The sequence below is a fragment of the Paractinoplanes toevensis genome (assembly GCF_018332695.1).
GTDB classification, from domain to species: domain Bacteria; phylum Actinomycetota; class Actinomycetes; order Mycobacteriales; family Micromonosporaceae; genus Actinoplanes; species Actinoplanes toevensis.
The window spans coordinates 139714-155007 of the sequence record NZ_BOQN01000087.1 but is presented as its reverse complement, the minus strand read 5'-3'; the positions used below and the strand labels follow the sequence as shown (position 1 = coordinate 155007).

The 15294-nt window shown below is 71.7% G+C and carries 17 protein-coding genes and 1 riboswitch; of the genes, 8 read left to right on the top strand and 9 right to left on the bottom strand.

What is annotated here, in order from left to right; genetic code table 11:
* Nucleotides 1-67: 67 nt before the first annotated feature.
* Complete coding sequence (locus Ato02nite_RS33710) at nucleotides 68-1084, top strand: MerR family transcriptional regulator (RefSeq protein ID WP_213010714.1); 1017 nt, start codon at nucleotides 68-70, stop codon at nucleotides 1082-1084.
* Here the strand turns inward: Ato02nite_RS33710 and Ato02nite_RS33705 are convergent.
* Nucleotides 1074-1376, bottom strand: a complete 303-nt coding sequence (locus tag Ato02nite_RS33705; protein ID WP_213010713.1) for an ArsR/SmtB family transcription factor — start codon at nucleotides 1374-1376, stop codon at nucleotides 1074-1076. The genes Ato02nite_RS33710 and Ato02nite_RS33705 overlap by 11 nt on opposite strands.
* Nucleotides 1369-1692, bottom strand: coding sequence for a hypothetical protein (locus tag Ato02nite_RS33700; RefSeq protein ID WP_213010712.1), 324 nt, complete (start codon nucleotides 1690-1692; stop codon nucleotides 1369-1371). Before Ato02nite_RS33700 ends, Ato02nite_RS33705 begins: the two co-directional genes overlap by 8 nt.
* A gap of 108 nt (nucleotides 1693-1800) precedes the next feature.
* Here Ato02nite_RS33700 and Ato02nite_RS33695 point away from each other — a divergent pair, with 108 nt between their 5' ends.
* Nucleotides 1801-2568 (top strand): SDR family NAD(P)-dependent oxidoreductase, encoded by a 768-nt coding sequence (locus Ato02nite_RS33695; RefSeq protein ID WP_246607759.1) that lies wholly within the window; start codon nucleotides 1801-1803, stop codon nucleotides 2566-2568.
* A gap of 4 nt (nucleotides 2569-2572) precedes the next feature.
* On the opposite strand, the gene Ato02nite_RS33690 is transcribed toward Ato02nite_RS33695, so the two are convergent.
* From Ato02nite_RS33690 to mgrA, 4 genes are read right to left on the bottom strand one after another with little or no spacing between them, the layout of a single operon-like run.
* Nucleotides 2573-3019, bottom strand: coding sequence for a GNAT family N-acetyltransferase (locus tag Ato02nite_RS33690; protein ID WP_213010711.1), 447 nt, complete (start codon nucleotides 3017-3019; stop codon nucleotides 2573-2575).
* Nucleotides 3016-3774 (bottom strand): nucleotidyltransferase domain-containing protein, encoded by a 759-nt coding sequence (locus Ato02nite_RS33685; RefSeq protein ID WP_213010710.1) that lies wholly within the window; start codon nucleotides 3772-3774, stop codon nucleotides 3016-3018. Before Ato02nite_RS33685 ends, Ato02nite_RS33690 begins: the two co-directional genes overlap by 4 nt.
* Nucleotides 3771-4445, bottom strand: coding sequence for a nucleotidyltransferase domain-containing protein (locus tag Ato02nite_RS33680; protein ID WP_213010709.1), 675 nt, complete (start codon nucleotides 4443-4445; stop codon nucleotides 3771-3773). Before Ato02nite_RS33680 ends, Ato02nite_RS33685 begins: the two co-directional genes overlap by 4 nt.
* Before the next feature lie 41 nt (nucleotides 4446-4486).
* Complete coding sequence (gene mgrA / locus Ato02nite_RS33675; RefSeq protein ID WP_281419866.1) at nucleotides 4487-5482, bottom strand: L-glyceraldehyde 3-phosphate reductase; 996 nt, start codon at nucleotides 5480-5482, stop codon at nucleotides 4487-4489.
* Nucleotides 5483-5533: 51 nt separating this feature from the next.
* Nucleotides 5534-5624: riboswitch (glycine riboswitch) on the top strand.
* Nucleotides 5625-5697: 73 nt separating this feature from the next.
* Between mgrA and gcvP the strand changes: the two genes are divergently transcribed.
* A complete protein-coding gene (gcvP, locus tag Ato02nite_RS33670) occupies nucleotides 5698-8502 on the top strand; it encodes an aminomethyl-transferring glycine dehydrogenase (protein ID WP_213010707.1) in 2805 nt (934 codons plus the stop codon).
* Nucleotides 8503-8630: 128 nt separating this feature from the next.
* Nucleotides 8631-10226 (top strand): methyl-accepting chemotaxis protein, encoded by a 1596-nt coding sequence (locus Ato02nite_RS33665; protein WP_246607757.1) that lies wholly within the window; start codon nucleotides 8631-8633, stop codon nucleotides 10224-10226.
* 215 nt (nucleotides 10227-10441) lie between these two features.
* Here the strand turns inward: Ato02nite_RS33665 and Ato02nite_RS33660 are convergent, their stop codons facing one another.
* Entirely contained in the window at nucleotides 10442-10639 is a 198-nt protein-coding gene (locus Ato02nite_RS33660) for a DUF5999 family protein (protein ID WP_213010706.1), read from the bottom strand.
* A gap of 124 nt (nucleotides 10640-10763) precedes the next feature.
* Between Ato02nite_RS33660 and Ato02nite_RS33655 the strand changes: the two genes are divergently transcribed.
* Nucleotides 10764-12005 (top strand): chorismate-binding protein, encoded by a 1242-nt coding sequence (locus Ato02nite_RS33655; protein WP_213010705.1) that lies wholly within the window; start codon nucleotides 10764-10766, stop codon nucleotides 12003-12005.
* A gap of 146 nt (nucleotides 12006-12151) precedes the next feature.
* Here the strand turns inward: Ato02nite_RS33655 and Ato02nite_RS33650 are convergent, their stop codons facing one another.
* Nucleotides 12152-12730: a dihydrofolate reductase family protein gene (locus Ato02nite_RS33650; protein ID WP_213010704.1), complete on the bottom strand. Its 579-nt coding sequence runs from the start codon at nucleotides 12728-12730 to the stop codon at nucleotides 12152-12154.
* 95 nt (nucleotides 12731-12825) lie between these two features.
* On the opposite strand from Ato02nite_RS33650, the gene Ato02nite_RS33645 reads away from it, so the two are divergent.
* From Ato02nite_RS33645 to Ato02nite_RS33635, 3 genes are read left to right on the top strand one after another with little or no spacing between them, the layout of a single operon-like run.
* Nucleotides 12826-13587, top strand: a complete 762-nt coding sequence (locus Ato02nite_RS33645) for a hypothetical protein (protein ID WP_213010703.1) — start codon at nucleotides 12826-12828, stop codon at nucleotides 13585-13587.
* A complete protein-coding gene (locus Ato02nite_RS33640; protein WP_213010702.1) occupies nucleotides 13587-14084 on the top strand; it encodes a SigE family RNA polymerase sigma factor in 498 nt (165 codons plus the stop codon). The genes Ato02nite_RS33645 and Ato02nite_RS33640 overlap by 1 nt, the downstream gene beginning before the upstream one ends.
* 25 nt (nucleotides 14085-14109) lie before the next feature.
* The gene (locus tag Ato02nite_RS33635; protein ID WP_213010701.1) at nucleotides 14110-14610 is read left to right on the top strand and encodes a peptide deformylase; all 501 of its coding nucleotides are present in this window, start codon (nucleotides 14110-14112) and stop codon (nucleotides 14608-14610) included.
* On the opposite strand, the gene Ato02nite_RS33630 is transcribed toward Ato02nite_RS33635, so the two are convergent.
* On the bottom strand, nucleotides 14540-15292 hold the full coding sequence (locus Ato02nite_RS33630; RefSeq protein WP_213010700.1) for an ArsR/SmtB family transcription factor: 753 nt from the start codon (nucleotides 15290-15292) through the stop codon (nucleotides 14540-14542). The genes Ato02nite_RS33635 and Ato02nite_RS33630 overlap by 71 nt on opposite strands.
* Between the last annotated feature and the right edge of the window lie 2 nt (nucleotides 15293-15294).

Genomic DNA, 15294 nt, shown 5'->3' with positions numbered 1-15294 from the left:
TTCACCCTGCGGAAAGGCCCAACGTGGTCGGTGCCGGTCACCCGACCGGCACGAGGAGGGCACGACGGTGGAGCTGCTGACGATCGGGGCGTTCGCCCGTGCGGCCCGGCTGACCGCGCGGGCGCTGCGTCTCTACGACGAGACCGGCCTGCTGGCACCGGCCGCGGTCGATCCCGACAGCGGCTACCGGTTCTACGCGCCGGCCCAGGTCGCCCGGGCCCGGCTGATCGCCGGGCTGCGCCGGGTCGGCATGCCGCTGACCGAGATCAAGGCGGTGGCGTCGTTGCCGCCGGCCGAGGTGGCGGCGGCGGTCGCGGCGTACTGGCAGGCCGAGACGGCCCGCACCGAGACGCGGGCCCGTCAGGTCGCCCTCCTCCTGTCCGATCTGTCCAGGGGAGACACCACCATGTCCGAGATCACCATGCGTTACGCGACCCGCTGCGAGACCGGCGCGGTCCGCGACACCAACCAGGACGCCACGTTCGCGTCCGCCGACGTGCTGGCGGTGGCCGACGGCGGCGGAGGCCCGGCCGGTGCGGCGGCCAGCGCCGCGGCGGTGGGGGCTCTGTCCGGCTCCGCCTCACTGGCCACGCTCGCCGCGACCATCGACGAGATCGACCGGGCGTGGCGCGGCAAGGCGATCACCACGCTGACCGCCATCGTCCGGCAGGGCGCCCAGCTGGCGCTCGTCCACATCGGCGACACCCGGGCCTACCTGCTGCGCGCCGGCGAACTGTCCCAGCTGACCCACGACCACACGTGGGTGCAACAGCAGGTCGACCACGGCCGGCTGGCGGCCACCGAGGCGGCCGCGCACCCGCAGCGGGCGCTGCTGGTGCGGGCGCTGGGCGGCGGCCCCCAGCCGGTCGAGGCCGACCTGGCCCTGCGCACGGCGCTGCCGGGCGACCGCTACCTGCTGTGCTCCGACGGCCTGTCCGCGGTGGTCGGCCGCACGGCCCTGCACACCACCCTGACCGGCAACACCGACCCGGACGCGGCCGCCCAGGCCCTGCTCGACCTGGCATTCGAGGCCGGCGCCCCCGACAACATCGCCTGCGTCGTGGCCGACGTGGTCACGGCGTGAAGCGGGCGGTCCAGTCGGCGAGGAGGCCGGTCATGAAGTCGGCGTTGAGGGTGTAGACGCGTTCGCGGCCCTGCAGGCCGACGCTGATCAGGCCGGCCTCCTCCAGCACCCGCAGGTGCCGGCTGGTGGTCTGCCAGCTGTGGTCCATCCGCACCGCGATCTTGCCGGAGACCTGGGATCCGCCGTGGGCCAGCAGGGTCACCAGGATCGCCCGGCGGGTGCGGTGTGACAGGGCGGCGAAGACGGCGTCGAGCCGTTCGAGGTCGGCCAGGCCGGGGATCTGCTCAGCCAACGGGCTCGAACTCGTCGAACTCGAGGCCGCGGGCGGACGGCGCGGGGGTGTGCGGCTCGACCAGGGCGGCGAGCCTCGTCCAGATCGGGATGACGTCGGGGTGCTCGTGGGCCGGCCCCATCACGCCGGGCACCCAGCGGGTCAGCTCCACATAGCGCACCGGGCCGGACACCGAGCGGTAGAGCGCGGGTGGGCCGTCGGCGATGAAGCCGAGGCGGTGCAGGGTGGCCCAGCTTTCCCGGATCACGGTCTCGAAGTCGGCCTCCGCCCCGGCCCGCACGTAGTAGGTCCCGAACGTCACCTGATTATCAGCCATGTTGCTTACCCTAAGCCTACTCGCTTAGAAAGGGAAGTCGGATGACGTAAGCGACGGTGACGGCCCGGTCGATAGCGTCACGGGCAACGACGACGGATTGGTGGGGCCATGCAGGGAAAGACGGCGATCGTGACCGGGGCCAGCAAGGGGATCGGGCTGGCGGTGGTGCGGGCCCTCGCGGGAGCGGGCGCCACGGTGATCGCGGCGGCCCGGAGCAGCACGCCGGAGCTGGAGACGCTGGTCAAGGCGGGCGGGGTGCGCTGGGTCGGGGCCGACCTGGGCGACCCGGCGGCGCCGGCGGCGCTGGTCGAGGCGGCCGGTGGGGTGGTGGACGTGCTGGTCAACAACGTGGGGACGGCGCCGGCCCGGCTCGGCGGGTTCCTGTCGGTCAGCGATGCCGAGTGGCAGCGGACGCTCGATCTCAACCTGCTCGCGGCGGTGCGGATGACCCGGGCGGCGCTGCCGTCGATGCTGGAGCGTGGTCACGGGTCGATCGTCACGGTGGCGTCGGTCAACGCGTCGCTGTCCGACCCGCTGGTCGTCGATTACAGCGCGGGCAAGGCGGCGCTGGTGTCGTTCTCGAAGTCGCTGTCCAAGGAGTTCGGCCCGAAGGGCGTGCGGGCCAACACGGTCAGTCCCGGCCCGGTCGAGACCGACCTGTGGCTGGGCGGCGGTGGCGTGGCCGCGACCGTGTCGGCGGGTGGCGGTCTGCGGCCGGAGGACGTGGTGGCGCAGGCCAAGAGCCAGATCCCGAGCGGCCGGTTCTCCACGCCGGACGAGGTGGCCGCGGTGGTGCTGTTCCTGGCCGGCGACGCGGCCGGCAACGTCAACGGCAGCGACTTCGTCATCGACGGCGGCCTCCTTCCGATGTGGTGAGTGCCTACCGCAGCGGGCGGCCCAGCAGGCGGCGGCCCTCGTCGGTGAAGCCCCGGGCGCGGTAGTAGCGGAACAGGTGGGACACGTCCATCCCGTTCGGCGCCACCACGATCTCCAGCTTGGCCGCCCCGATCCCGGCGGCCCAGCGGGCACTGTCCTCGATCAGCTCGGCGGCGAGCCCGCGCCGCCGGAACGCGGGCGCCACGTAGAGGTCCTCCAGCTCGGCGATCCGCCCGTTCTCCAGCCCGTAGCTGGACGTGCTGATCGCGAACGCGACGGCTGGCCCGTCCACCGTGATCACCGCGACGTGGGCGGCGTCGCTGACGAGCAGGTGCCGCAGGTGCTCCTCGAGGCGGGCCCGGGGCGTGGCGAAGCCGTCCTCGGCGTAGAAGTCGACGGCGAGCTCGAGGACCGCGGCCAGGTCGCCGGGGACGGCCGTGCGCAGCGTCATGCCGACACCGTCGACAGCCGGGTGCGCACGACCAGGTCGTGCAGGGCCCCGACCGCGTCCGGCGCCGGCGACGGCGGCAGCGGCGACGAGTCCCGGGCCTCCTCCAGTGCCGCGCGCAGCCGCGGCACCTCGCGAGCGAGCAGGCCGGCGACCCCGGCGGGCAGGGGTCCGTGCTCCGCCGACCGCTTGGCGGCGATCAGATCGGGTACGTACGGCAGCCCGTCCCCGAGCACGGCCAGGTCGGTCTCCAGCTGCCCGGTCCGCATCAGGTGCGTGCCGGTCAGCAGCACCCGCAGGGTGTAGAGGGCGGGCTTGAGCTCCCCGGTCCGCTGGAACAGCGCTTCCTGCCCGGCCGCGAAACCGAGGTAGTGGTGCGCGTGCCCGCTCGTGATCAGCCCCGGCGTGATCCCCCGCAACTCCGCGTGCACCGGTGACGTCACCACGACCAGCGGCGACAGCAGCTGTTCCAGGACGTACCCGTTGCGGCTGTTCAGCAGGCGGGCGAATTTCGCCAGGTCGTGGCTGACCACGTCGAGTTCGACGCCGTCGCGGAAGCCGCCGGACTCCAGCGTCTCCGGGCCGGCCCGCAGGCCGAGCACCTCGGTGGCGGGCAGCAGGTGGGCGGCCCGCACGTCGAGGTCGGAGTCGACCGAGGCGAAGCCGTACAGGTGGGCGCCGCTCACGGTTGCGAAGATCAACGGATAGGGGAGGGCGTGGGCGATCTCGGCGGTCCACTCCGGCACGTCGACGGTCATTCCAAACCCCTTTCCCGTACGGCGTAGAGCAGTTGATCTATCTCTTCGGTCCGTGGGGTTTCCGGTAGGTGCGTGGTCGCCGCCGCGGCGGCCAGGTCGTCCTGCAGTTCCCCGGCCCAGGCCGTGACCTCCGCCCAGGGCGTCTCGCCGCGCTTGACGGCCAGGAGCCGCTCCCGCCACGGGCGCACGTCGACCAGGACCTCGCCGGTGCGCAGCACGTGCGCGCCGGCCAGCAGCAGCCGCAGCATGTGCATGGCCTGCTTGTGGTTGGTCTCGCCGGTGCGTTCGCGGCGGGCGTTGACCCGGTTGAGCTGGTCCCGCGCGTACGCCCCGAAGCTGGTCCCGACGCGGCGGGACAGGAACGCCGGGCGCACCGACCGCAAGGCCTCGCCGTCGGCGGTGATCCGTTCGACGATCGGTGACCACAGCACTTCCAGGACGGTCGGGTTGCCCTGCAGGGCGAGCACACAGAAGCGCTCGATCTCCCAGGAGAACTCTTCCGCCCGCGGCCCGTCCAGGTGGGTGGGCGGCTTCTCGACGCCCCAGAAGCTGCGGGTCGGCGCCGCGAACACGCCACGGCGGTCGTGGTCGGACCCGGGGCCCTCGAGGCCGTACGCCCGGGATCCGACCACGACCCCGAGGATCGTGTGCCGCTCGACCAGTTCGATCACGCCGGGGACCGTACCGCCCGGCTTGGGTGTGGGGGAGCGAATTACAGGTCGAGGACCGTGCCGTCGATCTCGTCCAGCTCCTCGGCCGACAGGGGCAGGTTGCCCAGGGCGGCGATGTTGTTCTCCAACTGCTCGACGCTGCTGGCGCCGATGATCAGGCTGGTCATCCGGTCGTCGCGCAGGGCCCAGGCCAGGGCCATCTGGGCGAGCGACTGGCCGCGGCGCTTCGCGATGTCGTTGAGCGCGTGGATGCGGCCCATCGTCTTCGCGTCGAGGTTGCTCTCGTTGAGGAAGACGCTGGTGCGCACCCGCGAGTCCTCGGGGATGCCACCCAGGTAGCGGTCGGTGAGCAGACCCTGCTGCAGCGGGCTGAACGCGATGCAGCCGGCCCCGGCGTCGGCGAGGGTGTCGAGCAGGTTGTCCCGCTCGATCCAGCGGTTGAGGATCGAGTACGACGGCTGGTGGATCAGCAGCGGCGTGCCCAGCTCACGCAGGATCTTCGCGGCCGCGGCGGTCTGCGCGGCGGTGTAGTTGCTGATGCCGACGTACAGGGCCTTGCCGGCGCGGACCACCGCGTCCAGCGCCGCCATGGTCTCCTCGAGCGGGGTGTCCGGGTCGGGCCGGTGGTGGTAGAAGATGTCCACGTAGTCGAGCCCGAGCCGCTTCAGCGACTGGTCCAGGCTGCTGACCAGGTACTTCTTCGAACCCCACTCGCCGTACGGGCCGTTCCACATGTGATAGCCGGCCTTGGTCGACACCACGATCTCGTCCCGGTAGGGGCGGAGGTCGGTCGTGAGCAGGCGCCCGAAGTTGGACTCGGCGCTGCCGGGCGGCGGCCCGTAGTTGTTGGCCAGGTCGAAGTGGGTGACGCCCAGGTCGAAGGCGCGGCGCACGATGTCGCGCTGCCGGTCGAGGGGGCGGGTGTCGCCGAAGTTGTGCCAGAGGCCGAGCGAGATCGCGGGCAGTTTCAGGCCGCTGCGCCCGGCACGCCGGTAGGTCATGGAGTCGTAGCGGTCCTGCGCGGGGTTGTACGTCACAACCCCAGCGTAGGGATACCCGGCTGTAACAGATCCACTGGTAGGTTGGTTGCCAGCCATGCGGGAGAGTTCGTCTCCGGGACGGCGCCGAAGGGGCAAATCCTCCCCGGAACCTCTCAGGCAAACGGACCGTGTGGGCTACGCGACTCTGAAGTGCCCATCTGGGTATGACAGAGGGGGAGGCCGCCTCGTCGACCTCGCCCCAAGGAGCCGCCATGACGTTCGCATCCCGGCACATAGGGCCCGATCCGGACGAGCAGACCCACATGCTCAAGTCCATCGGGTTCCCCTCGCTCGACGCCCTGATGGACGCGGCGATCCCCGAGGTGATCCGCTGGACCGATGCTCTCGACCTGCCGGCCGCCGCCTCCGAGGAGGAGACGATCGCCGAGCTGCGCGAGATCGCGTCGCGTAACACCGTCGCCACCCCGATGATCGGGCTCGGCTACTACGGCACGCACACCCCGGCGGTGATCAAGCGCAACGTCCTGGAGAACCCGTCCTGGTACACGGCGTACACGCCGTACCAGCCGGAGATCAGCCAGGGGCGGCTCGAGGCGCTGCTCAACTTCCAGACCATGGTGACCGACCTGACCGGGCTGACCACGGCGAACGCGTCGATGCTCGACGAGGGGACGGCGGTTGCCGAGGCGATGACCCTCGCCCGCCGGGCATCAAAATCCAAGTCCGCGGTGTACGCCGTGGACAGCGACACGTTCCCGCAGACTCTCGCCGTGCTACGCACCCGGGCCGAACCGCTGGGCATCACCCTCGCGATCGTCGACCTGGACGCCGGTGAGCCGCTGCCGGACGAGTACTTCGGCCTGCACCTTCAATATCCGGGCGCGTCCGGCGCGGTCCGCGACCACGCGGCGCTGGTCGCCGCCGCCCACGAGGCGGGCGCCCTGGTCACGGTGGCCGCCGACCTGCTCGCGCTGACCCTGCTGCGGGCCCCCGGCGAGATCGGCGCGGACATCGCGGCCGGCACCACCCAGCGCTTCGGGGTGCCGCTCGGCTTCGGCGGCCCGCACGCCGGCTACCTCGCCGTGCGCGCCGGCCTCGAGCGTTCGCTGCCCGGCCGGCTGGTCGGCGTGTCCAAGGACGCCGACGGCGCCCCCGCCTACCGGCTCGCCCTGCAGACTCGTGAGCAGCACATCCGCCGGGAGAAGGCGACCAGCAACATCTGCACCGCGCAGGTCCTGCTGGCGGTGATGGCCAGCATGTACGCGGTCTACCACGGGCCGGACGGGCTGCGCCGGATCGCCAAGCGCACCCACGACCACGCCCTGACCATCGCGGGCAGCCTCACTGCCGCCGGCATCGCGCTGACCAGCGACGCCTTCTTCGACACCGTCACCGCGGTCGTGCCCGGGCGGGCCGCCGCGATCGCCGCCGAAGCGGCGAAGAACGGCGTCGACCTGCGCCTGGTCGACGACGACCGGGTCTCGGTCTCGACCGACGAGACGACCACGGCGGCGCACGTCGGCACCGTGCTGGCGGCGTTCGGCGTACCCGTCTCGGTCGCCGCGGAGTGCGGCGCCAAGCCGCTCGGCCGGACCACCGACTTCCTCACCCACCCGGTGTTCCACACCCACCACTCCGAGACCAGCATGCTGCGCTACCTGCGCAAACTCGCCGACAAGGACTACGCGCTGGACCGCGGCATGATCCCGCTCGGCTCCTGCACGATGAAGCTCAACGCCACCACCGAGATGGAATCGGTGACCTGGCCGGAGTTCGCGAACATCCACCCGTACGCCCCGGCCTCGCAGACCCTGGGCTACGAGCACCTCGTCGCCCAGTTGGAGGCGTGGCTGGCCGAGATCACCGGGTACGACGCGGTGTCCGTACAGCCCAATGCCGGATCCCAGGGTGAGCTGGCCGGTCTGCTGGCCATCCGGGGTTATCACCGCTCCCGCGGTGACCTGCACCGCGACGTGTGCCTGATCCCGTCGAGCGCGCACGGCACCAACGCCGCCAGCGCCGTCATGGCCGGTATGCGGGTCGTCGTGGTGGCGTGCGACTCGCTGGGCAACGTCGACATGGACGACCTTTCCGCCAAGATCTCCCGCCACGCCGAGAACCTCGCCGCGATCATGGTGACCTACCCGTCCACGCACGGCGTCTACGAGACCTCGATCGCCGCGCTCTGCGTGCAGGTCCACGAGGCCGGTGGGCAGGTGTACGTCGACGGGGCCAACCTCAACGCCCTGGTCGGCTACGCCAAGCCCGGCAAGTTCGGCGCCGACGTGTCGCACCTGAACCTGCACAAGACGTTCTGCATCCCGCACGGCGGCGGTGGCCCCGGCGTCGGACCGGTCGCGGTCCGCGCCCACCTCGCCGACTTCCTGCCCGGCAACCCGCTCGAGCCCGGCGACCATCACGCCGTCTCGGCCGCCGCGCACGGCTCGGCCGGCATCCTGCCGATCTCCTGGGCCTACGTGCGGATGATGGGCCCGGACGGCCTCGCGGCCGCCACCGGCGCCGCGGTGCTCACCGCCAACTACGTGGCGTCGAGGCTGCGCGACCACTACCCGGTGCTGTACGCGGGCACCAACGGTCTCGTGGCGCACGAGTGCATCCTCGACCTGCGGCCGATCACCAAGGCCACCGGCGTGACCGTGGACGACGTCGCGAAGCGGCTGATCGACTACGGCTTCCACGCGCCCACCATGTCGTTCCCGGTGGCCGGCACGCTCATGGTCGAGCCCACCGAGAGCGAGGACCTGGCCGAGCTCGACCGGTTCTGCGCCGCGATGATCGCGATCAAGGAGGAGATCGACCAGGTCGCCGCCGGGGTCTGGCCGGCCGGGGACAACCCGCTCGCCAACGCCCCGCACACCGCCGCGGCGGTCACCGCGGACGAGTGGGACCACGCGTACCCGCGCTCGATCGCCGGTTTCCCCAAGGGCGTCGACCGGACCGCCAAGTACTGGCCGCCGGTCCGCCGGATCGACGGTGCCTACGGCGACCGGAACCTGGTCTGTTCCTGCCCCGCCCCGGAAGCCTTCGAGGACTGATTTCCGGCCCGGCGCCGCCGGCTTCCCGGCCGGCGGCACGGGCCTGCTCAGCGAAACACCCCCGCGAACCTCGGTCGAACCGGCAGCATTGTGTCGGTGTCGGACAACTCGACGGAACGATCGGGGTAGTGACGGTGGCGAACCTACGCCTGCTGACCGACCGGCGGGTCGGCACGAAGATCATGTTCGCGGTCGGGGTGGTCGCGGCCTTCGGCATGGTCGACGGCGGGTACGCCCTGTCCAGCCTGGCCGCCACCAACGATCAGGTGAAGGCCGTCTACGGGCACAACCGGGAGCTGAACAGCATCGGCAACCTGCGGGCCGCGGTCAATCGCAGCTGGCTCGGCCTCGACGACTACCTGCTCGCCGCGTCCGACGCTGATCGGTCGACCGCGAAGACCGCCATGGACGACGCCGACACCCAGGCCATCGCGTACGCGAAGGAGTACGAGTCCTACTCGATCGGCCCCGACGCGCAGACCTCGCTCGACGGTTTCCAGACCGCCTGGACGGCGTACGACACTCTGGTCACCGGCCGGGTGCTGCCCGTCGCGGGTAACGCGGCCGCCGTCTCCAAGATCCGCGGTGGTGACCTGGCGACCGTCATGAAGGCGGTCCGCTCCAACCTGACCACGCTCGCCGGGCTGACCGTCGAGGCCGGCGCCGCACAGATGGCCACCGCCGAGGACCGGTACCAGGCGACCAAGCGCTGGGTGCTGGTCCTGGTGACCGGCAGCACGATCCTCGCGGTCGGTCTCGCCGTCGTCGCCGCGCGGCTGATCGTCACCCCCCTGTCCCGCTGCGTCGACGCCCTCGAGCGGATCGGCCGCGGCGATCTGACCGCCCGGGTGGCGGTGGAGAGCCGGGACGAGGTGGGCCGGATGTCGGCCGCGCTGAACGACACCGCCGAGGCGGTGGCCGGGATGGTCGGCCGCATCCAGGACAGCTCCACCGTGCTGGCGTCCGCCTCCGAGCAGCTGTCCTCGGTGTCGCTGGAGCTGTCCGCGTCGGCCGAGGAGACGTCGGCGCAGGTCGGCACGGTGTCCGAGGCCGCCGACCGGGTTTCGCACAACGTGCGGACGGTGTCGGCCGGCGCCGACGAGATGGGCGTGTCGATCCGCGAGATCGCCAACAACGCGAACGAGGCGGCCGGGGTGGCCGGCGAGGCCGCCCGCACCGTGCACGACACCAACGCCGGCGTGGCCCGGCTCGGCGACGCCTCGGCCCAGATCGGCACGGTCGTCGCCATGATCACGTCGATCGCCGAGCAGACCAACCTGCTGGCCCTGAACGCCACCATCGAGGCCGCCCGGGCCGGTGAGGCGGGCAAGGGCTTCGCGGTGGTGGCCAGCGAGGTGAAGGATCTGGCGCAGGAGACCGCCCGCGCCACCCAGGAGATCACCGCCCAGGTGTCCGCGATTCAGGCGGAGAGCGGCAACGCGGTCGAGGCGATCCAGAAGATCGGCACCGTGATCACGACGATCAGCGACTACACGACCACGATCGCCACCGCGGTCGAGGAGCAGACCGCCACCACCGCGGAGATCTCCCGCAGTGTGGGTCACGCGGCCGAGGGAGCGTCCAGCATCGCCGAGACGATCGCCGGGGTCGCGGAGGCGGCTCGGCAGGTCACCGACGGCGCCACCGAGACTCAGCAGACCGCCGCGGACCTGGCCCGCACCGCCGCTGAGCTGCAGGCGACGGTAGCGACGTACCAGATCTGACGCGCCTTGGCCGTTGTGGCCGTTGTGGGCGTTTTTGGCCGCAAAATAGCGGCGTCCGGCGCGTGTCGTCGTTGCTCGCGGGGTCGGGGAGTCACGGTAAGTAAGGGCTCGGCGGTGAGCTAGGGTGTCACGCGGCTACTCTCCGTAGCTGCGGATCGCTCGGGCCGGGCGGCGACGATGCCGTCGGCGACGGTCTTCCCGGCCGGCTCGGCCGGTCAGGCCGCGAGAGCGTGCACGTCCGGGCGGTGCGGTGCGATCATCGTGCCGTCGGGCAGGATCTCACCGGTGTCCTCGAAGACGATGACGCCGTTGCAGAGAAGGCTCCAGCCCTGCTCGGGGAAGGCGGCGAGGATGCGGGCCGCTTCCCGATCGTTGGCTTCGGCGCTGGGACAGGGGGTTTGGTGCTGGCACATCGGGGGTCTCCGGTCAGGGGGCTGTGTGTGACGATTCACAACGACGGTGACGGACGTTACCTCAATCCGAACGACGATGGATTGAGCGGGTGACGGCGTTCCATTGAAAGAATCCTCGGTTCGAATGGTCCACGAAATAGTGCCTACCGACCACTTCCCGACACCTCCTTCCGTGCCGCCGCCGGGTGCTCCGGCGTCCTGCCAGGGCCGTCACCGTGCGTCAACACGGTTCGAATGGTTCTGCTGTGACGGTGGTGACCCTGCGAAGCTTGTCGCCGACTTCCTCGCCGGCAACGGACTGAGCGTGCGAAACACTGGCCGAACGGCTACCCAGGTTCATCCGACCGGCGCTGGCACGGTCTGCGGCGCAGCACTGTACGTGTCCGCCGCCGCCGGTTCCGTAATGGCCGGTGGCCCGGCCGGCCCTCCGTCGCCGGTCCCGGGGATCCCGGACGTCTACGCCGTCGTCTACCTCCACGGCTCCGGGCTCGGTGGCTCGCAGGCTCCATGGCCCGATGGTGAGACCCCCGCGCAATCCGGATCTGTACGCCCGCCGTGGTGGCTGGGTGAATGGACGCCCAGCTGGACCCCGAAAGAGCACGCCGCCGCCGTCGACGCGGTCCGGGCGGCGATCGGCCGGGGCGACGTCTACCAGGTCAACGTGGTGGGCCATGCGAGCGCGCCCTACCGGGGTGACCCGATGCCGGCCCTGGGCCGGGTGGCGGCGCTGCCCGGCGCCCGTTACGGGGGTGTTCTCGCCGGCGAGGGCTGGGCGATCGCCACGGCGTCCCCGGAGACCCTGATCGAGGTGCGGGACGGCCGGGTGATCACTCGGCCGATCAAGGGCACCCGCCCGGCCACGCGGCCCGGCCGCGCCGAACTGCTCGCCTCCGCCAAGGAGCGCGCCGAGCACATCATGATCGTCGACCTGGAGCGCAACGACCTCGCGCACGTGCCCGGCGTGGGCCCGGTGACGGTGGACGAGCTGTTCGCGGTCCGCCGCTGGGTCGACCTGTGGCAGGCCGAGTCGGTGATCTCCGCCCCGATCGAGTCGGACCTGGACCTGGCCGACCTGCTGCGCGCGGTCTGCCCCGGCGGCTCGGTGACCGGCGCGCCGAAGCTTGCGGCCCTGACCGAGATCAGCGCCCTCGAGCCGGTGGGCCGCGGCGTGAGCATGGGCGGCATCGGCTGGATCGGCCACGACCACCTCGACCTGGCCCTGACCATCCGCACGGTCGCGGCCGACGGCACCCACCTGCACGCGTGGGCCGGCGGCGGCATCACCTGGGACAGCGACCCGACCGCCGAGGTGGAGGAGGCAGCGGCCAAGGCCGCCCCCATCCGGGCAGCCCTGGCCGGCCTCTGAGGCAGCGCCCGGGCCGTCTTGGCCGACTCTTGAAGCAGCGCGGGCGGCCTTCCGGGCCGTCTTGGCCGGCTCCTGAAGCAGCGCCCGGGCGAGCTCTCCGGGGCCGCCAGGGCCGCCCCGGCCGGGTCAGCGGAAGCGGCGGTGCGTCACGATGTCGGCGGCGTCACCGCGTAGGTCAGGTAGGCGAACTGGCCGCGCTTCTCGACGCCGGTCAGCGTGAGGCGGGACGGCATGATGCGGCGGGGGAGGACCGGTGCCCCCGCGCCCAGGGTCGCCGGGGCGACGCCCAGGATCACCTCGTCGAGCAGCCCGGCGTCGTCGAACGCGCCGGCCAGCTCACCGCCGCCGGTCACCCAGATGTTCTTCTCGCCGGCCGCCGCCGTCATCGCGGCGTGGACCGGGCGGACGTCACCCTGGACGAACCGCAGGTCGGCGCCCGGGATCGGCGGCAGGTCGCGGTGGGTGAAGACCCAGGAGGGGACGTCACCGTAGTACTCCTGCCATTTCTCCGGCCTGGTCAGCAGGGACTCGTGGTCGAGGATCCACTCGTAGGTGGTCGCGCCCATCACGAACGCGCCCACGCCGGCGAAGAACGTGGCGAACGGGTTGGCGCCCGCCTCGTCCTCGCGGCCCTCGTCGACCGCGAACAGCCAGTCGAGCGAATTGTGCGGATCGGCGATGTAACCGTCGATCGTCGTAGCGGTGTAGTACTGCGTCTTCGACACGCCGTCACCCTGCCACCGGGGTGCGACAAGTTTTTCCGGGCCGCTGTCACCTGAGGCGACGTTCACCCCGTCAGTACTGATGGAGGGGGTCTCTTTTGACGGAGGATCTGCGGGCGCTGCTGCGGGCCGACCTGTATGCCGAGCGCCCACCGCCCCTCGGTGACGTGGTCGGTGCCGCGATCCGCGATGGGCGGCGCTTGCGGCGAAAGCGGCGTCTCGGTGTTTTCGGCACGTTCGCCGCCATGATCGCGCTGGCCGGAGTGGGTGCCGTCGTCCTGCGTGACGGCCCGGTCGCGGTCCGTCCCCAGGCCCCCGCCGCGCTACCTCCCCAGAACGTGCCAGCCGCCCCGGCCACCGCCCCCATGGCCGCTCTGAAGGCGCGTACGTTGACGGTCCACAGTGGCACGGAGCGTGCCGACGGAAACCGGACGAAAGCGACCTCAGGGGCGATGCTGGTGTTAATGCTTCAGCTTTTGCCACCCGGACGGACGAGTCACTACGGCGTCGCCGCGGACGATGATCTCCATGTGCAGTTGTCCCTCGACGACGGCCGGGGCCCGGCCATGATCCGGGTCGCGGTCGCCCGGAACGCCCCGGTCGGCGACAAGCCGCCCGGCGCCGCGTTCGTGACGATCAGCGAGCACTCCGCCGACTGCCGGCTGGGCACCACGGTCGACGCCCAGTGGCCGGACGGCACCCTGGTCGAGGTCGACCTGCCGGCCTGCCCCGGCCGGCCCGCGCTGACTCCCGACGAGGCGGTCCGGCTCGCCGCCGACCCCCGCTGGGGCGTCACCATGGCCGAGGACCTGGTCGCCGAGGGCACCCAGCGCTTCCCGGCCGTACCGGTGCTCGGCTGATGATGACCGACGACGACGAGTTCGCGGAGTTCGCGAACGCCCACGCCGAGCGCCTGCGCAACACCGCGTTCATGCTGTGCCACGACTGGCACCTGGCCCAGGACCTCACCCAGACCGCGCTGACCAAACTGTTCCTGAGCTGGCGGCGGGCGGTGCAGGCGGACAACCTCGTGGCGTACGCCCAGAAGATCCTGCTGCGGGTCTGGCTCGACCACCGCCGTCGCCGGTCGTCGACGGAGTCGACGCCGGGCGTGCTGCACGAGCCCGCCTACCGGGAGAGTCACGAGCTGCGCCTGACCATGCTCGACGCGCTCGCCCAGCTCCCGGCCCGCGACCGCGCGATCGTCATCCTGCGCTATTTCGAGGACTACAGCGTCGAGCAGGTCGCCGACGTCCTGGAGCTGCCGGTCAGCATCGTGAAGAGCCAGACCCGGCGCTCGCTGACCAAACTGCGCGAGCTGCTGGCCGCCGACCAGCTGGCCCTGTTCGCCGGCTGAGTAACGACCGTTTAGCCTTGACGGCATGACAGTCCGGCCGATCCGCATCTTCGGCGATCCCGTCCTGCGCACCGAGGCCGACCCGGTCACGGCGTTCGATCAGGAGCTGCGCGACCTGGTCGCCGACCTGGAGGACACGGTGCGCGTCCCCGGCCGGGCCGGCGTGGCCGCCCCGCAGATCGGGGTCAGCCTGCGCGTCTTCTCCTACAACGTGGCCGGCCAGGTCGGACACCTGGTCAACCCGGTCCTGTCGAACTTCGCCGGTGAGCAGGACGACGACGAGGCCTGCCTGTCCCTGCCCGACCTCGGCTTCCCCACTAAACGGGCCATGTCGGTCGTCGCCCGCGGCTTCGACCAGCACGGCGAACCGCTGGTCATCGAGGGCACCGGCTTCCTCGCACGCGCCCTGCAGCACGAGACCGACCACCTGGCCGGGACGCTCTACATCGACACGCTCACCGGTGACGTGCGCCGGCAGGCGTTGCGGGAGCTGCGCCGGGTGCGTCCCGCTCCGCAGAGCCGATGACCAGCCCGAGCTGATCCTCGAAGGCCCGCACACCCATCGGCGTGACCTTGACGGCCCGGCCGCTGCCGATCCGCACGACCCACCCGGCGTCGAACGCGTGCCGGCAGATCGCCGCGCCCGCCGTCCCGGCCAGGTGCGACCGCCGCTCGGTCCAGTCGAGGCACTCCCGCAACACCGGCCGGCGGCCGGGTTTCTCCAGAAACACCCCGATCGACCCGAGCCAGGCGACGCCGCGCGAGGTCAGGGCAATTCCGTGGGTACGGGTGACAAAGCCGTTCCCGCCCATCGCGTCGGCGAGCGCCACACCGAGGTAGCCGGCCAGATGGTCGTAGCAGGTGCGGGCGAACGCCACGTTGCGGCGCCGATGCGCGGCCGCGAGGGTGGTCACCGGCGTACCCGTACCCGTACTCGTCTGGGCGGCCGCCACCGACTCGATCAGCGCGGCCACCGACGGGCCGGCCAGTTGCAGATAGCGATGCCGGCCCTGCCGGCGCTGCGCCAGCAGCCCGCCGGCGACCAGCCGGTCGGCGTGTTCGCTGGCGGTGGAGACCGCCACCCCGGCGTGCCGGGCCAGCTCACCGACGGTCCAGGCGCGTCCGTCGAGAAGCGCGAGGCAGAACGAGGCCCGGGTGCGGTCGGCCAGCAGCCCCGCCCAGGCGGCCAGGCCCATTGCGTCGTCCATGC

Excerpts from the sequence above, each read along its gene's own strand:
- Ato02nite_RS33700 (WP_213010712.1), bottom strand. The coding sequence starts at position 1,692 with ATGGCTGATAATCAGGTGACGTTCGGGACCTACTACGTGCGGGCCGGG.
- Ato02nite_RS33695 (WP_246607759.1), top strand. The coding sequence starts at position 1,801 with ATGCAGGGAAAGACGGCGATCGTGACCGGGGCCAGCAAGGGGATCGGG.
- Ato02nite_RS33690 (WP_213010711.1), bottom strand. The coding sequence starts at position 3,019 with ATGACGCTGCGCACGGCCGTCCCCGGCGACCTGGCCGCGGTCCTCGAG.
- Ato02nite_RS33685 (WP_213010710.1), bottom strand. The coding sequence starts at position 3,774 with ATGACCGTCGACGTGCCGGAGTGGACCGCCGAGATCGCCCACGCCCTC.
- gcvP (WP_213010707.1), top strand. The coding sequence starts at position 5,698 with ATGACGTTCGCATCCCGGCACATAGGGCCCGATCCGGACGAGCAGACC.
- Ato02nite_RS33660 (WP_213010706.1), bottom strand. The coding sequence starts at position 10,639 with ATGTGCCAGCACCAAACCCCCTGTCCCAGCGCCGAAGCCAACGATCGG.
- Ato02nite_RS33655 (WP_213010705.1), top strand. The coding sequence starts at position 10,764 with ATGGTCCACGAAATAGTGCCTACCGACCACTTCCCGACACCTCCTTCC.
- Ato02nite_RS33640 (WP_213010702.1), top strand. The coding sequence starts at position 13,587 with ATGATGACCGACGACGACGAGTTCGCGGAGTTCGCGAACGCCCACGCC.
- Ato02nite_RS33635 (WP_213010701.1), top strand. The coding sequence starts at position 14,110 with ATGACAGTCCGGCCGATCCGCATCTTCGGCGATCCCGTCCTGCGCACC.
- Ato02nite_RS33630 (WP_213010700.1), bottom strand. The coding sequence starts at position 15,292 with ATGGACGACGCAATGGGCCTGGCCGCCTGGGCGGGGCTGCTGGCCGAC.